Origin of the sequence: Streptomyces sp. MCA2, from assembly GCF_023544705.1 — a bacterium.
In the GTDB taxonomy this organism is placed as follows: Bacteria; Actinomycetota; Actinomycetes; order Streptomycetales; family Streptomycetaceae; genus Streptomyces; species Streptomyces decoyicus.
Genome location: NZ_JAMJFM010000058.1, coordinates 1 through 26,097 on the forward strand (window position 1 = coordinate 1; position 26,097 = coordinate 26,097).

21 protein-coding genes are annotated in these 26,097 nt (G+C 72.6%); 13 read left to right on the forward strand and 8 right to left on the reverse strand.

Annotated features, from left to right (window positions below):
• The coding region (locus M8I34_RS34255) for a penicillin acylase family protein (RefSeq protein WP_250056380.1) at positions 1-2,723 on the reverse strand (2,723 nt) is incomplete at its 3' end.
• A 182-nt stretch (positions 2,724-2,905) separates the two neighbouring features.
• Here M8I34_RS34255 and M8I34_RS34260 point away from each other — a divergent pair.
• From M8I34_RS34260 to mscL, 5 genes are all read left to right on the forward strand, one after another.
• Entirely contained in the window at positions 2,906-4,426 is a 1,521-nt protein-coding gene (locus M8I34_RS34260) for a potassium/proton antiporter (protein WP_250056484.1), read from the forward strand.
• A 319-nt stretch (positions 4,427-4,745) separates the two neighbouring features.
• On the forward strand, positions 4,746-6,047 hold the full coding sequence (locus tag M8I34_RS34265) for an MFS transporter (RefSeq protein WP_250056382.1): 1,302 nt from the start codon (positions 4,746-4,748) through the stop codon (positions 6,045-6,047).
• A gap of 112 nt (positions 6,048-6,159) precedes the next feature.
• Positions 6,160-6,498: an FmdB family zinc ribbon protein gene (locus M8I34_RS34270; RefSeq protein WP_030985498.1), complete on the forward strand. Its 339-nt coding sequence runs from the start codon at positions 6,160-6,162 to the stop codon at positions 6,496-6,498.
• Between the two features lie 115 nt (positions 6,499-6,613).
• A complete protein-coding gene (locus M8I34_RS34275) occupies positions 6,614-7,447 on the forward strand; it encodes an S-methyl-5'-thioadenosine phosphorylase (protein ID WP_250056384.1) in 834 nt (277 codons plus the stop codon).
• Between the two features lie 548 nt (positions 7,448-7,995).
• Positions 7,996-8,502 (forward strand): large conductance mechanosensitive channel protein MscL, encoded by a 507-nt coding sequence (mscL, locus tag M8I34_RS34285; protein ID WP_250056386.1) that lies wholly within the window; start codon positions 7,996-7,998, stop codon positions 8,500-8,502.
• A 43-nt stretch (positions 8,503-8,545) separates the two neighbouring features.
• Here the strand turns inward: mscL and M8I34_RS34290 are convergent, their stop codons facing one another.
• From M8I34_RS34290 to M8I34_RS34300, 3 genes are all read right to left on the reverse strand, one after another.
• Entirely contained in the window at positions 8,546-8,806 is a 261-nt protein-coding gene (locus M8I34_RS34290; RefSeq protein WP_250056388.1) for a hypothetical protein, read from the reverse strand.
• Positions 8,807-8,861: 55 nt separating this feature from the next.
• Entirely contained in the window at positions 8,862-9,431 is a 570-nt protein-coding gene (locus tag M8I34_RS34295; RefSeq protein WP_250056390.1) for a MepB family protein, read from the reverse strand.
• Positions 9,432-10,265: 834 nt separating this feature from the next.
• Positions 10,266-10,799: an AMP-binding protein gene (locus tag M8I34_RS34300; RefSeq protein ID WP_250056392.1), complete on the reverse strand. Its 534-nt coding sequence runs from the start codon at positions 10,797-10,799 to the stop codon at positions 10,266-10,268.
• A gap of 360 nt (positions 10,800-11,159) precedes the next feature.
• On the opposite strand from M8I34_RS34300, the gene M8I34_RS34305 reads away from it, so the two are divergent.
• Positions 11,160-12,569 carry an MFS transporter gene (locus tag M8I34_RS34305; RefSeq protein ID WP_250056394.1) on the forward strand — a complete coding sequence of 470 codons (1,410 nt, stop codon included), beginning with the start codon at positions 11,160-11,162 and terminating at the stop codon, positions 12,567-12,569.
• A gap of 25 nt (positions 12,570-12,594) precedes the next feature.
• Here M8I34_RS34305 and M8I34_RS34310 read toward each other — a convergent pair whose 3' ends face one another.
• Positions 12,595-14,067 (reverse strand): MBL fold metallo-hydrolase, encoded by a 1,473-nt coding sequence (locus tag M8I34_RS34310; protein WP_250056396.1) that lies wholly within the window; start codon positions 14,065-14,067, stop codon positions 12,595-12,597.
• Positions 14,068-14,412: 345 nt separating this feature from the next.
• Here M8I34_RS34310 and M8I34_RS34315 point away from each other — a divergent pair, with 345 nt between their 5' ends.
• The 3 genes from M8I34_RS34315 to M8I34_RS34325 all read left to right on the forward strand — a co-directional run bounded on the left by M8I34_RS34315 (position 14,413) and on the right by M8I34_RS34325 (position 17,636).
• Positions 14,413-15,213, forward strand: coding sequence for a GntR family transcriptional regulator (locus M8I34_RS34315; RefSeq protein ID WP_250056397.1), 801 nt, complete (start codon positions 14,413-14,415; stop codon positions 15,211-15,213).
• Positions 15,198-16,334 carry a TSUP family transporter gene (locus tag M8I34_RS34320; protein WP_250056399.1) on the forward strand — a complete coding sequence of 379 codons (1,137 nt, stop codon included), beginning with the start codon at positions 15,198-15,200 and terminating at the stop codon, positions 16,332-16,334. Before M8I34_RS34315 ends, M8I34_RS34320 begins: the two co-directional genes overlap by 16 nt.
• Positions 16,335-16,421: 87 nt before the next feature.
• Positions 16,422-17,636, forward strand: coding sequence for an FAD/NAD(P)-binding oxidoreductase (locus M8I34_RS34325; protein WP_250056401.1), 1,215 nt, complete (start codon positions 16,422-16,424; stop codon positions 17,634-17,636).
• Between the two features lie 55 nt (positions 17,637-17,691).
• Here M8I34_RS34325 and M8I34_RS34330 read toward each other — a convergent pair whose 3' ends face one another.
• Together M8I34_RS34330 and M8I34_RS34335 are read right to left on the reverse strand one after the other, a co-directional pair.
• Positions 17,692-18,771 carry a MerR family transcriptional regulator gene (locus M8I34_RS34330; RefSeq protein WP_374211026.1) on the reverse strand — a complete coding sequence of 360 codons (1,080 nt, stop codon included), beginning with the start codon at positions 18,769-18,771 and terminating at the stop codon, positions 17,692-17,694.
• A gap of 287 nt (positions 18,772-19,058) precedes the next feature.
• Positions 19,059-20,438, reverse strand: coding sequence for an amidohydrolase (locus M8I34_RS34335; RefSeq protein ID WP_250056402.1), 1,380 nt, complete (start codon positions 20,436-20,438; stop codon positions 19,059-19,061).
• A 211-nt stretch (positions 20,439-20,649) separates the two neighbouring features.
• On the opposite strand from M8I34_RS34335, the gene M8I34_RS34340 reads away from it, so the two are divergent.
• The 4 genes from M8I34_RS34340 (at position 20,650) to M8I34_RS34355 (ending at position 25,324) form a co-directional block, all read left to right on the forward strand.
• Positions 20,650-21,678 carry an acetylserotonin O-methyltransferase gene (locus tag M8I34_RS34340; RefSeq protein WP_250056404.1) on the forward strand — a complete coding sequence of 343 codons (1,029 nt, stop codon included), beginning with the start codon at positions 20,650-20,652 and terminating at the stop codon, positions 21,676-21,678.
• Positions 21,679-21,789: 111 nt separating this feature from the next.
• A complete protein-coding gene (locus tag M8I34_RS34345) occupies positions 21,790-22,947 on the forward strand; it encodes a low temperature requirement protein A (RefSeq protein WP_250056406.1) in 1,158 nt (385 codons plus the stop codon).
• Positions 22,948-23,385: 438 nt separating this feature from the next.
• A complete protein-coding gene (locus M8I34_RS34350) occupies positions 23,386-24,219 on the forward strand; it encodes a L,D-transpeptidase family protein (RefSeq protein WP_250056407.1) in 834 nt (277 codons plus the stop codon).
• Positions 24,212-25,324: a P1 family peptidase gene (locus M8I34_RS34355; RefSeq protein WP_250056488.1), complete on the forward strand. Its 1,113-nt coding sequence runs from the start codon at positions 24,212-24,214 to the stop codon at positions 25,322-25,324. Before M8I34_RS34350 ends, M8I34_RS34355 begins: the two co-directional genes overlap by 8 nt.
• A 37-nt stretch (positions 25,325-25,361) precedes the next feature.
• Here M8I34_RS34355 and M8I34_RS34360 read toward each other — a convergent pair whose 3' ends face one another.
• Positions 25,362-26,078, reverse strand: a complete 717-nt coding sequence (locus M8I34_RS34360) for a VIT family protein (RefSeq protein WP_250056416.1) — start codon at positions 26,076-26,078, stop codon at positions 25,362-25,364.
• Between the last annotated feature and the right edge of the window lie 19 nt (positions 26,079-26,097).

Below are 26,097 nucleotides of genomic sequence, written 5' to 3' on the forward strand. Positions count from 1 at the left end.
TACGGCGACAGGGTCAGCGTGTCCTTGCCCGCCTTCTTGACGGCGTCCTTGCTGTACGCCCAGGGCAGCAGATCACCCTTGGCCCACTTGTCGGTCTGGTCGTAGTAGTGGGCGTCGTAGGCGTGTCCGGAGGCGCCGGTGAGGTTGATCCAGCGGGACTTGTCGAGGTCGGCGAGGTTGACCACCATCCGCATCGACGGGACCCAGGTGACCTTGTAGCCGCCGGCGGCGTTCCAGCCGGTGGCGTCGACCGCGGCCTCGCCGCCGCCGACGTTCCAGGGGCCGCGGTTGAACAGGCCCTGGAGGAAGCCGGGGCCGTCGGTGCCCAGGGTCTGGTTCTTCAGGAACATCTGGTGCAGCCGGCCCCAGCTCCAGTTGTCGATGTTCTTGCCCAGCTTGGAGGTCAGCTCGAAGCGCGCGTCCTTCATGGCGTGTGCCAGGAGCTGGTCGCGGTTCTTGTCACCGGGGCGGTTGGGCCGGTCCTCGGTCTTCCACCAGGCGTTGTTCGGGTCGTCCAGGATGCCGCGGACGACCTCGTACCAGCGGTCACCGCCGTCGGGCTGGGCGGAGTCACCGTCCCGCTCGCCGCATTCGCGGATGTACTTGTCGTTCTCGTCGGCGGGGCCGGTCTCGTCGGCCGGGCGGACGGTCAGGCACTGCCCGTCGGGGCGCAGCTCCTTGGGCATCTTGTTGCCGAAGGCGAGCTTGAGGGTGTTGCGCCAGACGGCGTTGAAGTAGGCGGCCGCAGCGGAGTCGGGCTCCTGGCTGAAGTCCCAGCCGTCCAGCAGCTGCTGGGCGTCGCGGACGTACTTGTCCTTGATGTCGACCTTCGTGAGGTAGGGCGTCAGCAGCCGGGCGATCTCGCTGCTGTTGTCCTTCTGGAAGGCCTGCATGTCGTCGGTGGAGACCTTGCCGCTGTCCTTGATCTTCGACTCGATCAGGTCGTTGATCCGCTGGCTGCGGGAGCCGTAGCCCCAGTCCTTGGTGAGGAGGTAGGGGTACTTCTCGTCGGTGACGGCCTGGTTGGCGGTGACGATGTAGCCGCGCTGGGGGTTGTACTCGTACGGCAGGGACTTCTGCGGGATGTAGCCGGCCCACTGGTACTTCGGGTCCCAGCCGGGCGCAGGGTAGGTACCGTCGAAGTGGCCGTCGCCCTTGCCGCGGACCGGGATCTGGCCCGGGGCCTGGTAGCCGATGTTGCCCTTGGTGTCGGCGTAGACCAGGTTCTGGGAGGGGACCTCGAAGTGCCCGGCGGCCTTGCGGAAGCCGTTCCAGTCCTTGGCGCGGTTGAGTTCGAAGACGCCGTCCATGGACTTGCCGGGGTTCAGCGCGGTCCAGCGCAGCGATACGGCGTAGCCGTCGCCGCGGTCCGGTGCGGCATTGCCGACCGGGGCGTCCTTGCCGACATTGGCCAGTTCGCCGTCGCGGTCGGAGACGATCGGCCCGTTCCTGGTGGACCGGACGGTGATGTGGTGGCTCTCGCCGTCGGCGACCTTGATGGTCTCCTTGCGGGTTATGAAGGGCTGCTGCTTGTTGTCAAAGAGGTAGCCGTCGGCGTTGACCTTCTCCAGGTAGAGGTCGGTGACGTCGGCACCCAGGTTGGTCATGCCCCAGGAGATGTCCTGGTTGTGGCCGATGACGACGCCGGGCATACCGGAGAAGGTGAAGCCGGAGACGTCGTAGTTGCACTTGGGGCCGGTGGTACGGCAGTGCAGGCCCATCTGGTACCAGAGCGAGGGCATCTGCGGTGCCAGGTGCGGGTCGTTGGCGAGCAGCGGCTTGCCGGTGGTGGTGTGCGCACCGGAGACGACCCAGGAGTTCGAGCCGATGCCGTTGCCGTTGGGACCGAGCAGCGCCGGGACCTTGTCGAGGGTCTTGGACAGCGAGGACAGCTGCGACTGGAGGCCCGTGGTGGCGCCGGCGGGGGTGGTGTTCGCCGAGCTCGCCGGACCCTTGGGCGAGAACTTCTTGGTGGCGGGGTCGACCGCGCCGCCGTCGACGATCGGCTTGTTCCGCTTGTACGGATATGCCGGGTAGAGCTCGGCGATCTGCGCCGGGGTGAAGCGGCTGGTCATCAGGGAGCGGTCGATCTCCTCCTGCATGTTGCCGCGGAGGTCCCAGGCCATCGCCTTGAGCCAGGCCACCGAGTCGACCGGCGTCCACTTCTCGGGCTTGTAGTCGTTCTGGAGGTCCAGCGCCGCGTACTCCAGGGACACCGCCGAGCCCTCGTGGTCCTTGAGGTAGGCGTTGACGCCCGCCGAGTAGGACTGGAGGTACTTCTTGGTGCTGGGCGACAGCTTGGTGTCGTACTCCTTCTGCGCCACGTGGCGCCAGCCGAGCGTGCGCAGGAACGAGTCGGTCTTGACCTGGCCCTTGCCGAACATCTCCGAGAGCCGGCCGGCGGTCATGTGCCGCCGGACGTCCATCTCCCAGAAGCGGTCCTGGGCCTGGACGTATCCCTGGGCGCGGAAGAGGTCTTCGTCGGTGTCGGCGTAGACCTGCGGAATGCCGTTGGCGTCGCGGGTGACGTCCACCGGGTTGGTCAGGCCCGGGAGTTTGAGCGAGCCGGTGGTCTGCGGGAACGAGGCGCGGACGGTACTGACACCCCAGAACGCGCCGAAGCCGATGCCCGCCACGAGCAGCAGCACGACCGTGATCGCGACGAGGCGGCCGCGCCGCCCCTTCTTCTTCCTGGGGACTGGGCCGGACTTGTTGGCGGGCATCTCTGTCCTTCGAGGGGCAGGGTGGGCGTGCTGGAGCAACCATAGGCGCACGGGTTCGGCGACCCCTACGCGGAGTCACCACCAGCACCTTCAACCTTCAAGCAATGGTAAATTGTTAGTCTCAGTAACTAGATACGGTAAGGAAAGACCACTCCGGAACCCGTGCGAGGAAGGACCAGCTCCTGTCTGTCGACCACCTCAACGAACTCCTGCTGCTCTGCTCGCTCGTACTGCTCATCGCGGTTGCCGCGGTACGGCTCTCCTCGCGCAGCGGGCTCCCCAGCCTGCTCATCTACCTGGGGATAGGCATTGCCATAGGGCAGGACGGCCTGGGCGGTGTCGTCTTCGACAACGCCGAGCTGACCCAACTCCTCGGCTACACCGCCCTGGTCGTGATCCTCGCCGAGGGCGGACTGGGCACCAAGTGGAAAGAGATCAAACCGGCGCTGCCCCGGGCGGTGGCGCTGTCGACGGTCGGCGTCGCGGTGAGCGTGGGGGTCACCGCGGCCGGAGCGCACTATCTGGCCGGGCTCGACTGGCGCCAGGCGCTGCTGATCGGCGCCGTGGTGTCCTCCACGGATGCCGCGGCCGTCTTCTCCGTGCTGCGCAGCGTGCCGCTGCCGGCCCGCCTGACCGGTGTACTGGAAGCCGAATCCGGCTTCAACGACGCCCCCGTGGTCATCCTCGTCGTCGCCTTCTCCACCGCGGGGCCGGTCGAACACTGGTACGCCCTGCTCGGTGAGATCACCCTGGAGCTGGCGATCGGCGCCGCCATCGGACTGGCCTTCGGCTGGCTCGGCGCGTACGGCCTGCGGCATGTGGCGCTGCCGGCGTCCGGTCTGTACCCGATCGCCGTCATGGCCATCGCGGTCTCCGCCTACGCGGCCGGTGCACTGGCGCACGGCTCGGGCTTCCTCGCCGTCTATCTGGCCGCGATGGTTCTCGGCAACGCCAAGCTGCCGCATTCACCGGCCACCCGCGGCTTCGCCGAAGGCCTCGGCTGGATCGGCCAGATCGGCATGTTCGTCCTGCTCGGCCTGCTGGCCACCCCGCACAATCTGCTCGACGACTTCGTGCCGGCGCTGCTGATCGGCATGATCCTGACGCTGGTGGCCAGGCCGACGTCCGTCTTCGTGGCGCTGCTGCCGTTCCGGGTGCCCTGGCGGGAGAAGACCCTGCTGTCGTGGGCCGGGCTGCGCGGCGCGGTGCCGATCGTGCTGGCCACGATCCCGATGGTGGGCGATGTCCCCGGCAGCGACCGGGTCTTCAACATCGTCTTCGTCCTGGTCGTCGTCTACACCCTGATCCAGGGGCCGACGCTGCCGTGGCTCGCCAAGCGGCTGCGGCTGGGCGAGGGCGAGGAGGCAGCCGACCTGGGCATCGAGTCCGCACCTCTGGAGCGGCTGCGCGGCCATCTGCTGTCCACGTCCATCGGCCCGTCGTCCCGTATGCACGGCGTCGAGGTCGGCGAGCTGCGGATGCCCGCGGGCGCCGCGGTCACCCTCATCGTCCGGGACGGCTCCAGCTTCGTGCCGTCGCCCTCGACGGTGCTGCGGCGCGGCGACGAGCTGCTGGTGGTCGCCACCGACCCGGTGCGCGACGCGGCCGAACGGCGGCTCCAGGCGGTCTCGCAGGGCGGCAAGCTGGCCGGCTGGCTGGGCACGGACGGCTCCTCGGGGCGGCGCGGGCACGGCCCCCGCTGACGTCCGGCGGAACCGGCGAAGAGCCGGAGATGTGGTGCAGATCTCCACGGATCCCAAGGAAATGCGCGTGAAGCCCTGGCTAATCCCAGGGCTTCACGCGCGGCGGCCTGTAGTATGAAAACGCAACATCGACGAACCAACTCTGCCTGATGCAGAGCTGGCGCGACCGCTCGGCGGCCGCGGTCCCCTGCCACACGCAGCCACCCTCCCGGTGCGGACCACGCGGTATCACTCGGTCCTGCGCGAGAGGACAGCTCTCGGCGCGTACCCGTGACGACCTCGCGGGTGGCGCGCTACCAGGCGGCAGAAAGGCCCGGCCGTGGCATCCGCGGTCAAGGACTCCCGTACCGGTTACGGAACACTGCTCCGCACCCCTGGTGCATGGACATTCCTGCTGCCCGGCTTTCTGGCCCGGCAGCCCTTCGCCATGCTGACGATCGGCATCGTGCTGCTCGTCGAATCCACCACCGGCTCGTACGGCACCGCAGGCGCGGTGTCCGCCGCGACCGGTGTCTCGATGGCCCTGTTCGCCCCGCAGGGCGGCAAGCTCGCCGACCGCTTCGGCCAGCGCGCGGTGCTGGTCCCCGGCGTACTGGTGCACGTCGCCGGCGTCTGTGCACTGATCACCCTCGCCCTCATCCACGCGCCCCTGTGGGCGCTGTTCGCGGTGGCCGTCCCCACGGGCGCCTCGACCCCTCAGGTCGGCCCGATGGTGCGGGCCCGCTGGGCCTCCCGGCTCGGCGGCAGCCCGCTGATGCCGACGGCCGCCGCCTTCGAGTCGGTGACCGACGAGTTCACCTTCGTCGTCGGCCCGGTGCTGGCGACCGCGCTGTGCACCGGCATCCACCCGGCGGCCGGTCTGGTCGCCGAGGCCGCGCTGACGCTGGCCGGCGGGCTGCTGTTCGCCTCCCAGCGGCGCAGCCAGCCTCCGGTGCACCGGCACCGCGCGGGCGACCGGCCGCGCGTCTCGGCGCTGTCGGTGCCCGGCGTACGCGTCCTGATCGTGGCGTTCCTCGGCATCGGCGCCGTCTTCGGCGGTATGCAGGTCTCGCTGACCGCGTTCACCCAGCACATCGGGCAGCCCGGCATCAACGGCGTGCTCTACGGGATCTTCGCGGGCGGCAACATGCTCGCCGGTATCGCGTGCGGCCTCATCGCCTGGAAGGTCGGCCCGCGGCGCCGGCTGCTGGTCGCCTACGGGCTGCTGGCACTGGCCACCACCCCGTTGTGGGCGGTCACCGCGGTGCCGCTGCTCGGCGCGGTCGGCCTGGTCGTCGGCCTGTGCATCGCCCCGGCCCTGATCACCGGCTACACCCTCGTGGAGTCGCTGGTGCCGGCCGCCGCCCGCACCGAGGCCTTCACCTGGCTGACCGGCGCGGTCGCGCTGGGCCAGGCGGCCGCGGCCACCTCGGCCGGCCAGCTCGCCGACCGCTTCGGGCCGAGCACCGGGTTCCTGGTGCCGCTGGCCGGTACGGCGCTGGCCCTGACGGTGCTGCTGGCGCTCCGCGTCCACCTGTTGCCGCGCTCGTCGACGCGGACCGCCGCGGGCCCAGCGCACGGCACGGATGCCCAGGTCCCGGCCGTTTCCGACGCCCGCGAGCGGGAGCTGGCGCGCACCTGACCGGACGTGTAGTCGGTCACCGTGGGCCGGTCACGGTGGACTGTCGGGCGGGAATACTGCAAGATGGAGCGTCGTTAGCACTCATCGAGTGAGAGTGCCAGGAGGAAGACAAGTGCCGACCTACCAGTACCAGTGCACCGCGTGTGGCGAGGGCCTCGAGGCGGTGCAGAAGTTCACCGACGATGCGCTCACGGAGTGCCCCGCCTGCGACGGACGCCTCAAGAAGGTGTTCTCCGCGGTCGGCATCGTCTTCAAGGGCTCCGGCTTCTACCGCAACGACAGCCGCGGCTCGTCGTCGAGCAGCAGCCCCGCGAAGAACGCCTCCGCGGCGGGCAGCACGTCCTCCTCGGACACGTCGAGCTCCTCGTCCGGCAGCTCGGACACCAAGTCCTCGGCCCCGGCCGCCTCGTCGTCCTCCGGCAGCTCCTCGGGCACCAGCTCCGCGGCCTGACCCACAGCTCTTCGGACCCCGCCGTCACCGACGGCGGGGTCCGCTGTCTTACGGCTTCCTTTCGCCTCCGCCACCCGCCCGCCCCGGGCCGCCGTGCCCCGATAGTGTGACCGGCATGGCTGACGCGGAGATTGGCGTTATCGGCGGATCGGGCTTCTACTCCTTCCTCGACGACGTGACCGAGATCACGGTGGACACCCCCTACGGACGTCCCAGCGACTCGCTGTTCCTGGGGCAGATCGCCGGCCGCCAGGTGGCGTTCCTGCCCCGGCACGGCCGTGGCCACCACCTCCCGCCGCACCGCATCAACTACCGCGCCAACCTGTGGGCGCTGCGCTCGCTCGGGGTGCGCCAGGTCCTCGCCCCGTGTGCGGTCGGCGGCCTGCGGACCGCATACGGCCCCGGCACGCTCCTGGTCCCCGACCAGCTCGTCGACCGCACCAAGGCCCGCCCCCAGACCTACTTCGACGGCGAACCGCTCCCCGACGGGAAGACCCCCAACGTCGTCCACCTGACCTTCGCCGACCCGTACTGCCCCACCGGGCGGCAGGCCGCCCTCACGGCCGCCCGTGGCCGGGACTGGGAGCCGGTCGACGGCGGCACCCTCGTCGTGATCGAAGGCCCCCGCTTCTCGACCCGCGCCGAGTCGCGCTGGCACGCCGCACAGGGCTGGTCGGTGGTCGGTATGACCGGCCACCCCGAAGCCGTCCTGGCCCGCGAACTGAGCCTGTGCTACACGTCATTGGCGCTGGTCACCGACCTGGACGCGGGCACCGAGACCGGCGACGGCGTCTCCCACGAGGAAGTCTTCCGGGTCTTCGCCGAGAACGTCGGCCGACTGCGCGAGGTCCTGTTCGACGCGGTCTCCGGCCTCCCTGACAACGCCGCCCGCAACTGCCTGTGCACCGAGGTGCACACCGGCTGGGACCTGGGCATCGACCTGCCGTAGCGCCCCGAACGCCGCGACGGACGGCCCCGCCTCCCTCTCCCGGGTGGCCGGGTTGTCCACAGGGGCGGGGTCGTCCACAGCCCGGAGCGGGCCGGAGCGGATTCCGGCACGGTGGTGATCGCCGGTTCGTCCGACCCCCTCACCACAGGCGGTGCCCACCATGCCCCGTGCCTCTTCCCCGCCCCCTCACCACACCGACCCCGCCTTCCTCTCGCCGCCACTCCCCGCTCCCCCGCCCTGTGAAGTGCCGCACTTCCCGCCGGTACGGGCCGGTGGCGGCCGGCGCCGGGGAGGACGGAGCGCGCGGCGGCGACTGCTGGCCGCCGGCCTGGCGGCGGCCGCCGCAGTACTGGCCGGCGGAGCGTCGTACGGTGCCGTACGAGCCGCACCCGCCCCCGGCTGTCCGTCGGCCACGGCAGCGGGAGGGCGGTGACCGGTGCCCCGAGATCAAGTGGCCCACAACTGGACACCTCCGCCCCGCCCTGTCGTAAGTTGCGGTGCTGAGTGTTTATGCACCATCCGTAGTGAGCGTGGAAAGAGGCTGTCAGGTGAGCGAGAGCAAGGGCGTCCTTCAGGGGTTCAAGGAATTCCTGATGCGCGGCAACGTCATCGAACTCGCGGTCGCGGTCGTGGTCGGTGCTGCCTTCACGAACATCGTGAACGCCGTGGTCAAGGGCGTGATCAACCCGATCATCGGTGCCCTGGGCTCGCAGAACCTCGACAACTACAAGGCCTGCCTGACCGACTGCGAGGTGAACCAGAAGACGGGCGAATTCACCAGCGGTATCTACATCCTGTGGGGCTCGGTGCTCAGCGCCGCCCTGACGTTCCTGATCACCGCCGCGGTCGTGTACTTCCTCATGATCCTTCCGATCAACAAGTGGAAGGAACGCCAGGCGGCCAAGAGGGGCGTCGACGACCTCCCCGTGAACCCGACCGAGGTCGAGCTGCTCATCGAGATCCGCGATGCGCTGATCGCGCAGCGCACCGGCTCGCCGTCCGACCCGTCCGCCGCCGCCGCGGGGATCATCGGCGCGCAGAAGACCCAGCAGTAGCGGGCGCCCACGGCGGCCGGCACACGCCGCCCCCTCGCCTCGCTCAGAGGTGGTGGGGCGGCTTTTCGTCGAGGAAGCGGGCGAGGTCGGCGGCGCTGTCACTGCCGCTCGGGCGCTCGCCCCAGCCCCGGTCGGTGTCGTCCGAGGACTGCTGGTTCAGCGGGTCGTCGAAGATCAGCCTCGCCGCGGGCTTGCGGGCCGGGCGCGCGGCCGGCGCGGGCGCGGGGGCCTGCGCGGCCTCGGACGCGGCCTCGGTCGCGTCCTCGGGTGCGGGGGCCGACTCGGGGTCGGGGGTGGTGCTCACCCCTCCAGGGTACGGGCGCGCCGCGAGCCCTCCCGCTCGGCACGGGGCCCGTCGGTCACGGGTGATAGAGCGCCCGGGCACGGGCCTGGTCGAGGGAGCCGTCCGCACCGATCGGCAGAAAGTGGTCCACCTGCCACGCCTGCGCACTGCGGGCCTGGCGATTGGCGGTCTCCACCCACGGCGGGTAGACGCGGAACGCCCGCTTGCCGCCCGCGCCGTTGCGGGAAACGATGCCCCGCTCGACGAGCACGTCGCGCGGAAAGACGAAGTGCCCGAACTGCCGGTCCTGGCGGCTGCTGACGACGAAGAGATCGACCGGGTCCTCGGCGTCGAACGGCTGGATGGGCCCTCCGGGGCGCCGCTTCCACACCGTGACGAACTGACCGACCTTCGTCGGCGTCGTCTTGGCCACCCGGAACCTGACGCAGGAACCGTCGAGGGTGAACTCATGTGCCGCGTACTCGGCGCTCTCCGCTTCGGGCACCGGCCGGGAGCAGGTGAAGCCACACGGGTCGTACACCCAGGTCCTCGCCGCGCGAAGGTCCTCGTGCAGCGCTTCCCCACCTGTCCACGGCTCGGGATCTGCGGGGCACTGTGCCGAGGAGTCCATGGGTTTTGTCGCCATTGCGCCATCGTGTCATTGCCGGCCGCCGCACAGGGCGGCGGGATACCGGCAGCCGCGTGGGGCGCGCGGGAGCCAGGCGGTGATTGCTTCCGCACCGGGTGGCGCGTCTCCGCCCAAGGGGCGTCTCCGCCTCTGAGGCGTCTCCGCCTCTGAGGCGTCTCCGCCCATGGGGTGTCTCCCCCTAGCGGCCCTTGTCGTGGGTGGGTATGGGGCGCGGGCGGTGGCCGTCCCGGGGGCGGGTCGGCGGGCTCTGTGCGGCGTGGCTGCGCCTGAAGGGCCGGTTCCGGTCGAAGCCGGGCAGGGGATGGCGGGGGTGTGCGTACTCATGGCGGGCCATGGGACGGCGGCCTTTCCGGTCGGGGGAGGGTGCGGCGGCCCGGTCGGAGAAGTCGACGGGCGGCCGGTTCGTTGACCCGGGCGGTAGGGCGGAAGGCGATGCCGAGAGCGAGGAAGGCGGTGAGCGCGGCCTCGGGAAGCAGTACGGGATGGAGATGCGGCAACAGGTGACCGCCCAGGGCGATGGCGAGGAGCACGAGAAACACAACGGCCGAGCCCACCGGCGTCGCATGGAGCACCGGAGGCCTCGGCCGAGGCGGCGCCACTGGTGCCTCCGGGTCCGCAGCCGGGGCAGGTGGGGCATCTGAGTGCTGTGGCACGCATCCCACGCTAGGCACGGATGAGGGACCTGGCCTGTTCTGTGGCCTTAGCGGGTGAAGGGTGTGCCCTCGGCAGGTGAGGGGTGCGCTCTCGGCAGGTGAAGGTGCGCCCTCGGCAGGTGAAGGGTGCGCCCGCTCATGGGGCGCGGAACGTCCGTCCCCGGGGCGGCCTGTCCCGTCAGCGGGTGACGGTCCGGGTGCCCAGTGCTTCGTGCCACCACAGGTCGCGGCCCGGCTTCCAGGAGACCGGCCGCGAGCACCGGTTCACCACCAGCACGGTGCGGTCCGGCGCGCCCCCCGCGGCCGCGCCCCGCGCCAGCGCATGGTCGAGCAGCGCCTTCACCGGCCGTACGGCCCCGTCCCAGAACGCCGCATCGGCCGTGATCAGTACCCGGGCCGAGGACTCACGCGTCCGTGCGACCAGTTCGGGCACCGTCAACGAGACCGGCAGCGTGGTGCGTATCGCATCCAGCCGGCCGCAGGCGAGCGTGGCGATCACCGACTCGGGCACCAGCGGCAGATGCACCGCGACCCGGTCACCGGCCCGTACCCCGAGCCGGGTGAGCGTGGCAGCGGCCCGCTCGGCCTGGTCGAGGAGCATGCCGTGCGTCAACTCCTCCCGGCGCCCGGGCTCCCCGCTCCAGGTGAGGGCGATTCGCGACGCCTCCGGTTCTTGCACTTCCCGGGCGTCATCTGCATGCTCTGAGGTCATACGGCGCAACATGCGGATCAGGATGTAGATCATCGATCAACGTTCGCTGAACGTCCGCTGTATGAGGCCTGCGCCCGCCTCTCCCGCACCCGCGCGGCAGCACCCGCGCCGGGCCTTCCCGGCTCACCGCGACCGCTCCTCCGCCGCCTCGCAGGGACTCCGGCACCACCGCACCCGGCCCTCGGCATATCGCGCCGGGCCGCTCGGCTCACCGCAACGGCCCCTTCGGCCGGTGCGCACATTGCGCCCCAGGCGTCCTGCCCCTCTCCGGTGCACTTCATCCCCCTCTCCCCCTCCTTTTTTCCGTTTCCCTCCGCAGATGCGAGAGCCGGACCCATGAGAGGCGGCCCGATACCCGTCATGCCGAAACCCGAACCGCACCCCCGCTCCGGCCCGTACACCCGCTGTGACCCGCACACCCGCTGCGGCCCGCACACCCGCTTGCCGCACACCCGCCTTGGTCCGCAGGCCCGTTGGGCGTCGGCCGCCGTCGCCACCAGCGCCTTCTGTGTCCAGTGGGACTCCTTCGCGCTGAGCCCGGCGCTCCCCGTCGTCCGCGACGCCCTGCACGGTTCGGCCACCGCCACGCCCTGGGTCGTCAGCGGCTATCTGCTGGCCGCCGGTTCCCTGATGCCGGTCGCCGGCCGTCTCGGCGACCTCTACGGGCGGCGCCGGATGCTGATCCTCGGGCTGTCCCTCTTCGGTGTCACCTCCGTGCTGTGCGCGCTGGCACCGTCGCTGCCGTTGCTGGTGGCGGCGCGGGTGGGGCAGGGCGCCGGCGGCGCGCTGATCATGCCGTCCGGGCTGGCCCTGCTGACCAACGCCTGTCCGCCGGGGCGTGCGCGCCGGGTGACGGGCCGTGCGCTGGGGCTGGCCGGACTGGCCACCGTCTGCGGGCCGTTCCTCGGCGGCATGCTCGCCCGGTCGGTGTCCTGGCGGGCCGTCTTCTGGCTGACGGTGCCGCTCGCCCTGGCCGCCGCGCTGTGCGCCCGCCGGGCGGCGGAGTCCCGCGCTCCGGATGCCGGACCTTCCCTCGACGCCGCCGGAGCGGCCACCGCCACGGGTGCGTTGGCCTGTCTGGCCCGCTGGCTGGAAGACACCGCGGCCTGGGCCTGGTTGGCCGGCGCGGCGCTGCTCGGCGCGCTGTTCGTACGGGCCGAGCGGCGCTCCCCCGACCCGCTGGTGGACCTCGCGCTGTTCCGTAACCGCCCTTACGTGGCGCTGACCGTGGCCGGTGCGGTCGCCAACTCCGCGATCGTGGCGCTGTTGTACGTCGTCCCCTTGATGCTCCAACGGGGCCAGGGGTGGCCGGGGCCGGCCGCGGGGGTGGCCTTTCTCGCCCCGGCCGCCGCACTGGCCGCCGGCGGCCCGACGGCCGGCCGGGTGCGCCCCGCGGCGGCCGTGCCGGTGATGGCGCTCTGCCTGGCCGCCGCCGCGGCAGCCCTGGGGGCCTGCGAGCACGCTGCGGACACGTCCGCCCTGCTGTTGGCCTCGACGGGGGCCGCGGCGGCGCTGGGCGTGGCCGGCGGGCTGGCCCTCACCGGCACCCAGGCGACCGTACGCCGCGAACGCGCGGGGGAGGCGTCCGGTGTGACCAAGGCCGTGATGACAGCCACGGCGGGGGCCGGGCTCGCCCTCACCGGCACTGCCACGACGAGCGGCGACGGCCGCCCGTCCCTGGCGCTCCCCGCCGCCGCCTGCCTGGCCACCGCCGCGGCCCTGGTGCTCGTACGGGTACGCGGGCGCCACCGGCCGGGGCGTCACGGCTGAGGCGGCGGCCCACCGGTCGCGCGCCTCACCCCACGGCCGCCGCCACCGCCTCGTATCCCCCCACCACATCGCACACATCGCCGAACCCGCGCGCCTCCAGCAGTGCCGCCGCGATCACCGACCGGCCGCCGCTGCGGCAGTACAGGACCACCGGGCGGGCCGGGTCCAGTTCGGTGAGGTGCTGGGAGAGGCCGGCCAGCGGGATGTTGCGGGCGCCGGGGAGGGCTCCCGCCTCGTACTCGGACGGGTTGCGGACGTCTATCAACTGGATGCCGGTCGCTGGGGCGTTGGGCGCTGGGGCCTCGGTCGCGGGTGCGCCGGGCGCAGGTGCACCGGCCGTCGCCGCGGCGTCGGCCGGCTGCGGCTGCGGCTGTTCCAGGGCGAGTTCGTCGTGGCGGACGCGGCGGCTGCGGCGGGTGAGGGCGGGGGTGCGCTCCAGTACGGCGGCCGGGTCGGACAGATGGCCCAGGACGCGGTCGTAGCCGATGCGGGCGAGGCGGAGGCGGGCCTCCTGCTCCGTACCGGGGTCGGCGATCAGCACGACGGGGGTGCCCGGGGCCACCACGCTGCCGGCGTACTCCGCGAACCGGGTGTCCAGGCTCGTATGGAGCGAACCGGCCAGGTGCGCGCGGGTGTAGGCGGCCGACGGGCGGCAGTCGAGGAGGACGGCGCCCTGCCGGTCGCGGGCCGCGAGCGCCTCGTCCAGGGTGAGGGCGGCCGGCGGGCGGGGGTCCAGGAGGGGGTGGCCATCACGGTTGAGGGCCGCGTCGTGCGCGAAGTACCCGGGGGTGGCGGGCTGTCCCGCGGTGACCAGGCGGACGAAGTCGGCCTCCGGCATGGGCTGGAGCGCGTAGTTGAGGCGGCGCTGGTCGCCGATGGTGGAGCTGGTCTCGGTGGAGAGGCTGCGGCCGCAGGCGGAACCGGCGCCGTGTGCGGGAAAGACCCGGGTCGCGTCCGGGAGGGCCAGGAGTTTGGTGTGCAGGGAGCGATACAGACGGGCGGCCATGTCGTGCGGGGAGTGTCCGGCGGCGGAGAGCAGGTCGGGGCGGCCGACATCACCGACGAAGAGGGTGTCGCCGGTGAGGACGCCGAACGGCACCTCGTCGTCGGGGTGTTCGCGGATGAGCAGACAGATGGATTCGAGGGTGTGGCCGGGGGTGGCGAGGGCGGTGAGGGTGACCCCCTCGGCGTCGTCCGCCCCGAGCGAGATGCGCTCGCCGTCCTTTAACCGCCGTATGGGGAAGCCGGTTTGGGCAGCTTCCCCGAAGGCGATCGCGGCGTCGGTGGCCCGCGCGAGTTCGAGGTGGCCGGAGAGGAAGTCGGCGTGAATGTGCGTCTCGATGACGAGTTCGATGCGCAGGCCGGCAGCTTCCGCGTCGTGCAGGTAGTCGTCGATATCGCGGCGTGGGTCGACGAGGACGGCGCGTCCGGTGGTCTCGTCGCCGATCAGATACGACGCCTGGGAGAGGCAGTCGAGGTAGTACTGCGCGAAGTGCACGGTCGGCCTCCAGGGGTGCGCGGGGCCCGTGCGCGGCGGCTGGGGCCCGCTCGGGCAGAGTGCGTTGTGCGGATGCACGGATGTACGTACATTAGGGAGCCGGGTGGCGGGCGAACAAGCCGGGGTCGCCGCCCAGTACCCATGTGACCGCCCATCAGACGAAGACGAGTGCCCTCGCCTCGGACGCACCCGCACGACCTCGCCCCAGGCGTCACACGTGACTTCGCACCTCAGGGTCACGGGTGGCTTCGTGCCAGGTGTGGCGTCCCGCGCGACCTCGCCCCGGCCGCCCCGGCATCACCGACCGCACGCTCACCACCCCGTACGCCCGCGGAGGAACCCACCATGACGACCGAGCCGCCGGACGGCGCGCACGGCCCGCGCCCCCTGGACCGGCGCTCGCCGCTGCCCCTGTGGGCCCAGCTCTTCGACGATCTGCGCCGCCGGATGGAAACCGGCGAATTCAGCGCGGAGTTCCCGGCCGAGCACCGGCTCACCGGCGAGTACGAGGTCAGCCGGCACACCGTCCGGGAGGCGCTGCGCAAGCTGCGCGCCGACGGCCTGGTGATCGCCGAACGCGGCCGCACCAGCCGGCTGGACACCCGTCGCATACAGCAGCCGCTGGGCTCTCTCTACAGCCTCTTCCGCGAGCTGGAGGGCCAGGGCGTGGACCAGCGCAGCGAGGTACTGCGGCTGGAGCGGACCGCGGACGGGACGATCGCCGGGCATCTGGGGCTGGTGGCGGATGCCCCGCTGGTCGTACTGGAGCGGCTGCGGCTCGCGGACGGCGAACCGCTCGCCCACGACACCGCGTATCTGCCCGCCGAGGTCGCCGAGCCGCTGCTGGACGCCGACTTCGGGCACACCTCGCTCTACGGCGAACTGACGCGCCGCTGCGGGGTGAAGGTCACCGGCGGCCGCGAGCGGATCCAGCCGTTCCTGCCGGACATCCGGCAGGCGTGGCTGCTGGGGCTCGCCGACCGGGAGGCGGCGTTCACCATCGAACGGCTGGGGCGGGCCGGGGAGCGGCCGGTGGAGTGGCGCGAGACGGTGGTCCGCGGCGACCGGTTCACCTTCGTCGCGGAGTGGTCCGACGCAAGCCCGGCCGTCGCCCTTGCGCCGCGGGCCTCGTGTCCGTCCTCATAGCCGCCGCGGCGGTGCCGTGCGGGCTGCTGATCGGGGTGCTGCTGGGCGCGCTCGGCGGCGGCGGCTCCGTGCTGGCGGTGCCCGCGCTGGTCTATCTGCTGGGGCAGTCGCCGCACGAGGCGACCGCGGGCGCGCTGATCGTCGTCACGGTCGGCGCGGTGACCGGGATGGCCTGCCATGCCCGTGCCGGGCGGGTCCGGTGGGCGGCCGGTGCGGCCTTCGGGGCGCTGGGTACGGCCGGCAGCTACCTCGGTTCCCGGTGGAGCGCGGCGCTGGACCCTGCGGTGCTGATGGCCGCCTTCGCCGGGCTGCTGCTCGTGGTGGCGGCGATGCTGCTGTCACGGGGGCTGCGCGAGCGCCGGGCGGCGGCCGGCGCCCGTCCCTTACGGGTGCCCACGGAGACCGCGCCCTCAGGGGACCCGGCGGGGGCTGTGCCCTTACGGGACCTGGCGGAGCAGGTGCCTTCACGGCCGTCACGGGACACCGGGGAACCCATGCCCTTACGGGACACCGGGGAACCCGCGCCCTTACGGGACCCGCAGGAATTCGCGCCCTTACGGGACGCAGCAGAACCCGTGCCCCTACGAGATCTCACCCAGCCCATGCCCTTACCGGACGCCCCTGAGCCCGCGCCCTTCCAGGACACCCCGGATCCGGCCCCTTCCCCTGGCCGCGCCGGCCCCGCCCCTCACCCGCAGCCCCGCCCCGGGCCTCCCCTGCGCCCCTCCCGTCCTGCCCGTCCGGCCCGTCCCGTCCGGTTCGCCGTGACCGCCTCCGTCGTCGGGCTGCTCACCGGCTTCTTCGGGGTCGGCGGCGGCTTCGTCGTCGTCCCCGCCCTCACCCTGGTGCTGGGCCTGGAGATGCCGGCCGCGATCGGCACCTCCCTCCTCGTCATCCTCATCAACTCCCTTACGGCGCTGGGCACCCGGGCCGGCACCGGCGCCCTGGACTGGCCGCTGCTGGCGGGCTTCGCGGCCTGCGCGGCGGTCGGCAGCCACTTCGGCAACCGCCTCACCACCCGCCTGCGCCCACAGGCCCTGACCACCGCCTTCGCCTGCCTCGTCACCGTCCTCGCCGTCGCCATGGCGGCCACCGCCCTCCCCCGCCTCTGGGCCCCCTGACCGCCCGGCCCGCACCACGCCACCCGCCCCTTGCGTCCACCCACCACTGCACCGATCCTTTTCGACCCACCCACCAGGAGGAAGCACATGGCCCCCGCACCCGCCGCCCCGTCCCACCACCAGGTCCTGATCATCGGCGGCGGCACCGCAGGCATCACCGTCGCCGCCCGGTTACGCCGCGCCGGACTCCGGGACATCGCACTGCTGGAGCCCTCCGAGACGCACTGGTACCAGCCGTTGTGGACGCTGGTCGGCGGCGGCCAGGCCCCGCTGCGCGCCGCACTGCGCACCGAGGCCGACGTCATGCCGCCCGGCGTGCGCTGGCTGCGTGAGCGCGCCACCGCCGTCGACCCGGCCGCCCGTACGGTCACCACCGCCTCCGGCCGGGTCCTCTCCTACGGGCGGCTGGTCCTCAGCCCCGGCCTGCATCTGGACTGGGACGGCGTGCCCGGCCTGGCCGGGGCCCTCGGGCACGGCGGGGTGAGCAGCAACTACCGGCCCGATCTCGCCCCGCTCACCTGGGAGCTGATCCGCCGGATGCGGCGCGGCACGGCCGTGTTCACCATGCCGTCCGGGCCGGTGAAGTGTGGCGGCGCCCCGCAGAAGATCGCGTACCTGGCGGCCGACCACTGGCGCAAGCGCGGTGTACTGGACGCGATCCGCACCATCCTGGTGCTCCCGGAGCCCGCGATGTTCAAGGTGCCGGTCTTCTCCCGTGCGCTGACGGAGACGGCCCGGAGGTACGGCATCGAGGTGCGGCTGAGCTCCGAGATGACCCGGCTCGACGGCGCGGCGCGCGAGGCGGTGATCACCGACCACACCAGCGGCACGGACGAGACCATCCGCTACGACCTGCTGCACGCCGTACCGCCGCAGCGCGCCCCCGCATGGCTGGCCGGCGGCCCGCTCGCCGACCCCGCCTCCCCGTACGGGTACGTCAAAGCCGACCGGGAAACCCTCCAACACCCCGATTTCCCGCATGTGTTCGTCCTGGGCGACGTCGCCAATCTGCCGACGTCCAAAACGGGTGCCGCGATCCGCAAGCAGGCCCCGGTCGTCGTCGCCAACCTCCTCGCGGGTCTGCGCGGACGCCCCGCCACCGCCCGTTACGACGGCTACACCTCCTGCCCCCTGGTCACCGCCCGGCACAAGATGCTGCTCGCAGAGTTCGACTACGACCTGGAGCCCACCCCGTCGATCCCGTTCATCGACACCACCCGGGAGCGCACCGATATGTGGTTCCTCAAGCGCTACGGGCTGCCGCAGCTCTACTTCAAGGGGATGCTCAAGGGCCTGGCCTGACGACGGCCGAGCGCGGCGGCGGGGCCGGGGCCCCGCCGCCGCGCTCACCCTCGCCCTACGCCGCCGCCAACTCCCCCACCACGCACCCCACGTTGTCCGGCGCCCCCGCCTCGCGGGCCAGCCGGATCAGGTCCCGTACGGCCTGGTCGGGGCCGTCGGCCGTGGTCAGCACGTCCTGGATCGTCTCGGCCGGCAGCACGCCGGTCAGGCCGTCCGTGCACAGCAGATAGCGCTCGCCGGGCCGCGCCTCCAGCAGTTGCAGGTCGGGGGCGAACGCGGTGCCGCCCTCCAGCGATCGCAGCAGCTGCGCGCGCTGGGGGTGCGAAGACGCCTCCTCGGGGGTGAGCCGGCCCTCGTCGACCAGCGACTGGACCAGGCTGTGGTCGTGGGTGACGCGGAAGAGGCCGGAGTCGCGCAGGACATAGGCGCGCGAGTCGCCGATGTGCAGCAGCGCCAGCTGCGAGCCGGAGCGCAGCAGCGCGGTCAGGGTGCAGCCGCTCGCCTCGTCCGCCGACGGGGCGGCGCGGTGTGCGCGATGGGCCGCCTCCTCCAGCACGGCCGGCAGATCCGCCGAGGTCAGGTCCTGGTTCTCCAGGTCCTTGAGCGCCTCGATCGCGGCCGTCGCGGCGGGGCCGCCGCTCGGGCCGTAGCCGTCGGCCACGGCCAGCAGCCGCGGCCCCGCGTAGGCGGCGTCCTGGTTGGCCGGGCGCACCAGCCCCCGGTCGGTGAGGGCGGCGCAGCGCATCGTCAAAGGGGTACGCGGTTCGGTCATGACGGTGTCCTTCCTGGACAGCTGGTCGACGAGGAAGGCGGCCAGGTCCCGGCGGGCGGCGGTGTCGGCCTCGACCTGCGCCCAGTACGCGGTGACCGCCGCGGCTGCCGCGGCCGGCGCCAGCTCGCACACCTCGCGGATGTGGGCCAGCGGCATACCGAGCCGGCGCAGCCAGGCCACCAGCCGGGCCCGCTCCAGCTGGGCGGGTGCGTAGTGGCGGTAGCCGCTGCGCGGGTCGACATGGGCCGGGGTCAGCAGGCCGAGCTCGTCGTAGAGCCGTAGCGCCTTCGGCGAGAGCCGGGAGGCCCGTGCGAAGGCCCCGATGGTCAGCAGCTCACCGTCCCCGCAGGGCGCCATGCCCATGCCTGCGATCGCTCGTCCGTCCACCCGTCCGTCCACCCGTCCGCCCTCCTCGTGCCGGGCGCCTCGCCCGGCACGGCCGATGCTGGGGCTTCCCCCAAGGACAAGGTCAAACCTTTGCCGCCACCCCGCCCTGACCTGCCTGTTCCGTCACCGCCGCCCGCTCCGACCGGCCTGTTCCGTCACCTCCGCCCGCCCCGGCCGACCCGTCACCTCCGCCCGCCCCGGCCGACCCGTTACCTCCGCCCGCCCCGGCCGACCCGATACCTCCGCCCACCCCGGCCGGCCCGTTACCGCCGCCCGCCCGGACCGGCCTGTCCCGTCGTCTCCGCCCCGCCGGCCGCGCCCGTCGTCTCCGTCCCGTCCTCCGCGCCCGCCGGAGCGAGCTGGTTGAGCGCGGCGGCGGTCAGCGCCTCGACGCCCATGGTGAGGGTCGGCCGGACCACCGGTACGAAGTGCGGCGAATGGTTGGACGGGATGTCCTGCGCCAGCCGCCCGGCCGCCAGCGCCGTACGGAACTCCTCCGGGTCCCAGCCGCCCAGCCACCAGTAGTAGAGCGGTGCCCCGGCGGCGGTCGCCAGGAGTCCGGCGTCCTCGCTGCCGGTCGCCGGCTCGTAGGCGAACAGCCGCTGCTCACCGAAGAGTCCGGTGAACTGCTCGTTGACCTGCCGCAGGGTCGTGGAGTCGTTGACGGTGACGGGGAAGGAGTCCAGGACCTCGGTCCCGGGGGCGCGGTCCGCACCGGAGGCGGCGGCCTCGGCGCGCGCGATGCGGTCGATGGCGGCGAGTACGGCCGTGCGCACCGTCTCGTCGAAGGTGCGGACGCTGAGGCGTACGACGGCGCGGTCGGGGATGACATTGGCGGTGTCCCCGGCGTGGAAGGAACCGACGCTGACCACCGCCCGGTCCTTCGGCGCGACCTCACGGGCCACCACGGACTGCACCCGCTGCACGAAGGACGCCGCCATCAGGATCGGGTCGACGGTGGTCTCGGGCCGGGAGCCATGACCGCCGATGCCGTGGAAGGTGATCTCCAGGCTGTCCGCTGCGGCCATGCACGGACCGGGGCAGTACGCGATCAGCCCGGCGCCGAAGGGGGCGACATGCTGAGCCAGCACCACATCGGGCGTCGGGACGAGGTCCTTGCTGTAGAGGCCGGCGTCGAGCATGGCGCGGGCGCCGCTGCCGACCTCCTCGGCGGGCTGGAAGAGCACGACCAGCGTGCCGGACCAGTGGGCGCGGCCAGCCGCGAGCAGATCGGCGGCGCCCAGCAGGCAGGTCACATGGACGTCGTGTCCGCAGGCATGCATCCGGCCGGGGACCGTGGAGGCGTAGTCCAGGCCGGAGTTCTCGGTGACGGGCAGGGCGTCCATGTCGGCGCGCAGCAGGACCACGGGCCCCGGGCCGTTGCGCAGCACGCCGACGACGCCGGTTCGGGCGATGCCGGTGGTCACGTCATAGCCGCAGCCGGTCAGACGGCGGGCTGCCTCGGCGGCCGTACGGGTCTCCTGGAAGCCGAGTTCGGGATGGCGGTGCAGGTCTTCGTAGAGGGCCACGAGGTCCGCCAGGCGCTCGTCGAGCGGGGCCAGGACGAGGGCGGGGGCGGAGTGGTCGGGGTGCTCGGCGTCATCGGTCGGGCCGGTCTTGCCTGTCGTGTCGCTGTCGCTCATACACGCATTCGACCATGCATCACCACCCCGCACCGAGGCCCGGTCCCCCACCCGCCCCGGAGCCGTCCCGTAGGGGCACTCCGCCTTCCCTGGCCGGACTTCGCGGGTGCTCCACTGCCCGTCCGTGACACCGGAGCCGACGGCTGCGACCGTGGCTCATCCTGCCTGCGACCGGGACCAGCACGCCCAAGCCGATGACTGGAGGCTGACGTTGGCCACTTCCCCCAACCGACCGACCGGCGAGCCCCGAGACCTCACGGCACACCTGATGGACCAGGCCATGGGGCATGTCTTCTCCGCCGCGCTGCGCACCGCGGCGCACCACCGCATCGCCGACCAGCTCGCCGAGGGTCCGCGCACCGCCGAGCAGCTGGCCGCCGCCACCGGCACCCACGCCCCGCATCTGCGCCGCGTACTGCGCTATCTCGCCACCCGCGGCATCTTCCGGGAGGACACCGCGGGCGCCTACCACCTGACGCCGGCCGCCGCTCCCCTGCGTACCGACGTCCCCGACTCGCTGCACCCGGCCGTCATGATGATGACCGACGAGCTGTTCCTGCGGACCACGGCCGCCCTCCCCGAGTCCGTACGGCACGGCGGCGCGTCCTTCGAGCGGCTCTTCGGGGCGTCTCTCTTCGAGCATCTGCTGTCGGATCCGGCGGCCCGCCGGCTCCTGGACGACGGGATGTCGTCGCTGTCCGCCCCCGTGGACGAGGCGGTGGCGGCCGTATATCCGTTCCCCGGGACGGGCACGGTCGTGGACATCGGCGGGGGCCGCGGCGGGCTGCTGCGCGCCGCGCTGCGCCGCCACCCGCAACTGACCGGTGTGCTCTTCGACCAGGCCCCGCCGCTGGCCCATCACCTCTTGGACGGCGACGAGTTGAAGGGCCGCTGGCGCACCCAGGAGGGCGACTTCTTCGCGTCCGTACCGGAGGGCGGTGACATCTATGTGCTCAAGCACGTCCTGCACGACTGGCCGGACGAGGCCTGTCTGCGCATCCTGCGCACCTGCCACCGGGCCATGGCGGCCGGCCGCCGGCTGCTGGTCATCGACGCCGTACTGCCGCCGGGCAACGCCCCGCACTTCGGCAAGACCCTGGACGTCGCGCTGATGACGGTCGACGGGCAGGAGCGGACCTCGGAGGAGTTCGCGACGCTGCTGTCGGCCGGCGGCTTCCGGCTGACGCGGGTGCTGCCCACACCGGCCTTCCCCTCGATCGTGGAGGCGGTCGCCGAGTAGCCGCCGCCATACGGGGCGACACGACACGCCGCACCCCGCTCCCCTCATCGGCGGTCCCGCCCGCCCGCGCTGTACTGAGGGCGGCCGCATCGGCCGACGAGAGGAGCTGACGTGCCGGTCCTCATGCGTGCGCGCCGCCGCGACGAGGAGCACCGCACCGCCACGCCGCTGGAGCTCTTCTTCGACCTGTGTTTCGTCGTGGCGATCGCCGAGGCCGGCCGCCAGCTGGCGCATGCGCTGGCCGAGGGCCACCCGGGGCACGGCATCTCCGGCTACCTGATGCTCTTCTTCGCCATCTGGTGGGCCTGGATGAACTTCAGCTGGTTCGCCTCGGCGTACGACACCGACGACGCGCTCTACCGCGTGGTGACGCTCGTCCAGATGGCGGGGGTGCTGGTGCTGGCCGCCGGCGTGCCGCGGGCCTTCGCCCACAGCGACTTCACGGTCATCTGGTTCGGGTATGTGCTGATGCGGCTGGCCATGGTCACCCAGTGGCTGCGGGCCGCACGGGGCGGCCGGGGTGCCGAGCGGCGCACCGCACTGCGCTACGCCCTGGGGGTGACGGTGTGCCAGGTCGGCTGGCTGGGCCTGCTCGTGCTGCCCAAGGGGGATGTGCCCTGGGTGTTCGTGGTCGTCGGGCTGCTGGAGCTGGCCGTCCCCACCCTGGCCGAACGGGAGCGTCAGACGGCCTGGCATCCCCATCACATCTCCGAGCGCTACGGCCTGTTCACCATCATCGTGCTGGGCGAGACGATCGCGGCGGCCACCCTCGCCGTGCAGTCGGCGCTGGACGAGAACGACGAACTGAGCACCCTGCTGCCGATCGCGGGCGGCGGGCTGCTGCTGGTCTTCGCGGCGTACTGGATCTACTTCGCGGTCCCCATCCACCTCCACCTGCGCTCGAACCGTCAGGCGTTCCTGTGGGGCTACGGCCACTACCTGGTCTTCGGCTCGGCGGCCGCGGTCGGGGCGGGCATCGAGATCGCGGTGGAGGAGGCGTCCGGCAAGGCGCATCTGTCGGCGGTCGCGGCGGCCGCCTGCGTCACGGTGCCGGCCGCCCTGTTCATGTTCACGGTGTGGCTGATCCACTCCCGGCACCAGAAGCGCGGCCCGGCCCAGCAGCTGGTGCTGCCGGTGTCGTCGCTCGCGGTCCTGGCGTGCACCTTCGCCGGGCACTGGGCGGTCCTGGCGGCCGGGCTGGTGGCCTCCGTCACGGTCGCGATCGGCGTCGCCCTCACCACCCGTCAGGGCACCGCACTGGTGGAGTAGAAGGAGCCCGTTCTGTCACCCATCTCGGCGAGCGCTGCGCCATCGATCTCGCAGACGGTGCCGGCACCGGCCCCGCGAGGCTCGCGGACGCCCCTCCCCCGTCCCCCATAAGTGTGCCGAACGGCCGTGCAAACCCCCGCAAGCGCCCTGATCCTGCATCAGATTCGGCCATCTTCACCGCTCGGCCAGGTGAGGGGCCACCACCAGCGGAGCCATCGCCTCCGCCGCCACCCCATACCCCGTCAATTACCCACCAATGGACCCCACTTCCTGCCACTTCCCGCCCGCGTTTCCCCCTGCTCACCAGGTCCAGCGGAGGCGCGCCGATACGGAAGCGGTAGGGTGCAGATTGCCCTTTTTATGACAGGGGTTCCCCTGTGGAAGAGCCGCAGGAAGCCCCGGAAACGACCACCGTCCGTACCTGAGGAGACGCCAGCCATGGCCCGCCACGCTCAGTCCCGCGTGCGGACGAGACTGTCCCGGCGCAGCAAGGCCGTAGGCGGTCTCGCCCTCTCCACCCTGGTCGGCACCGCCCTGTGGGCGTGGCCGGCTTCGGGCGACGACCACAACAGCGGGACCGACGCCAAGAGCACCACGTCCACGACAGCTTCCGGTCCGGACACGCCACGCATCCCGGTGTCCGCCGCGAAATCCGCCCCGAACGCCGCACCGAATCCCCCGGCCGGACGGCCCATCCCGGGCCTCGGCGACGCCGCCCGGAAGCGGATACCGGCCAACTCACGACAGGTGCTGGTGGTCACGGGAAAGGACATGGACTCCTTCGAGTCCCGGGTCGTCCTGTACACCCGTGAGGAGGGCTCCGACGACTGGGAGCCGGGTCCCACCTGGCCCGCGCACAACGCCGCCCGCGGCTGGACGGACGACCACCATTACGGCGATCTGCGCTCCCCCATCGGGGTCTTCCCCCTCACCGACGCGGGCGGCCTGCTGGCCGCCCCCGGGGACACCAAACTCCCCTACGACCACAACAGCAGCTTCGTCGCCGGCGGCACCGGTGTGGAGGGCGAGCCACTGGCCGGCGCCTTCGACTACGTCATCGCCATCAACTACAACCGGGAGTCCGGCACCTCTCCCCTGGACCCGCAGCGCCCGTGGGGCGACGCCAAGGGCGGCGGCGTCTGGCTGCATGTCGACCACGACGGCCCCACCCAGGGCTGTGTGAGCCTCAAGCCCAAGGTGATGCGCGAGCTGCTGCGCACCCTCGACCCCGAGCTGCACCCGGTCATCGTGATGGGACCGGCCGATCACTGAGCACCCGCCGCACCCCGCGGGGCCGCAGGACGCCCTGACCGACGTCCTCGGCCTCCGGGTCGGCCACGCCCAGCGGGCCGGCGGCGGCTACCTGACCGGCACCACCGTCGTCCTGGCACCCGAGGGCGGTGCCGTCGCGGCCGTCGACGTACGCGGCGGCGGCCCCGGCACCCGGGAGACCGACGCGCTCGACCCGCGCAACCTCGTCCAGCGCATCGAGGCGGTCGTGCTGACCGGCGGCAGCGCCTTCGGGCTTGACGCCGCGTCCGGTGTCGCCGCCTGGCTGGAGGAGCGGGGCCGCGGCTTCCGGGTCGGCCCCGACCCCGCGCAGGTCGTACCCGTCGTGCCGGCCGCGGCCCTCTTCGACCTGGGGCGCGGCGGCGACTGGCGGGCCCGGCCGGATGCCGCGCTGGGCCGGGCGGCGGCCGCGGCCGCGGCGGACACCGGGCCCGGCGCCCCGGTCGCCCAGGGCAACACGGGCGCCGGCACGGGCGCGGTGGCCGGCGGCCTCAAGGGCGGCATCGGCACCGCGAGCGCGGTGCTCCCCTCGGGCGGCACCGTCGCCGCACTGGCCGCCGTCAATGTCGCGGGCTCCGTCACCGACCCGCGCACCGGCGCCCTCTACGGCCGTCTGTACGAGAACCCCGCCGCCCTGCCCTCCCCCGAGGTGCACGCCACCGCCCTGCGCCGGCTGGCCGAGGCCAGGGAAACCTCCCGGGCCCGCTCGGCCGCCTCCGTCCGCCCGCCGCTCAACACCACCCTCGCCGTGGTCGCCACGGACGTCACCCTCACCCGCGCCCAGGCCCACAAGCTCGCCGGGACCGCTCACGACGGTCTGGCCCGTGCCATCCGCCCCGTCCATCTCCTCTCCGACGGCGACACGGTCTTCGCCCTGTCCACCGCGGCCCGCCCCCTGAGCCCCGAAGAGGCCCACGGCGACCGCGCATTCGGCGTGCACGCCGAGGCCGGTGCCCTCAACGAGATCCTGGCCGCCGGCGCGGACGTCCTGACCCGCGCCGTGGTGAACGCCGCCCAGGCGGCGGAAACGGTGGACGGCCCCGGCGGCGTCTTCCCGTCGTACCGGGATCTCTACGGGACCGTCTGACCCACGGGCGGCCGCCGCCACCCACGGCAGCCACCGCTCACGCCCCCACTGCCCCCAGCGCCGACCCCGCGGCGTAGGTCACGCCCATCGCCAGCGCGCCGCCCCCGACGTTCCGCAGCACCGCCCGCCCCACCGGCGCGGCCCCGGTCCGGGCACTGCTCCAGCCACACAGCGCCAGCGCCGCCAGCACCGCGACCACCGTGATCCACAGCCGGTGCGCGGCCGGCGGCAGCACGATCGCCAGCAGCGGCAACAACGCCCCCGCCGTGAACGCGAGGAAGCTCGCACCGGCGGCGTGCCAGGGATTGGTGAGCTCGTCGGGATCGATGCCCAGCTCGACCTCCGCATGGGCGCGCAACGCATCGTGCGCGGTGAGCTCCTCGGCGACCTCCCTGGCCAGGCGCTCGTTCAGGCCCTTCCCCGCCAACAGCTCGGTCAGCTCGATGAGTTCGGCCTGCGGCTCGGTCGCCAGCTCCCGCTTCTCCTGTGCCAGCGCGGCCTTCTCCGAATCGCGCTGGGTGGAAACCGACACATATTCACCGGCCGCCATCGACATGGACCCGGCGAGCAGTCCGGCCAGCCCCGCCGTCAGCAGGGCGCTGCGGGAATCGGTGGCTCCGGCCACTCCGACGACGAGTCCGGCGGTCGACACGATGCCGTCGTTGGCGCCGAGGACCGCGGCCCGCAGCCAGTTGAGCCGGCTGCCGAGACCGCCGCCGTGCGCCTCACCGTGCTCCGGTGTCTGCAAGGTCATCGCCAGAGGGTCTCATCCA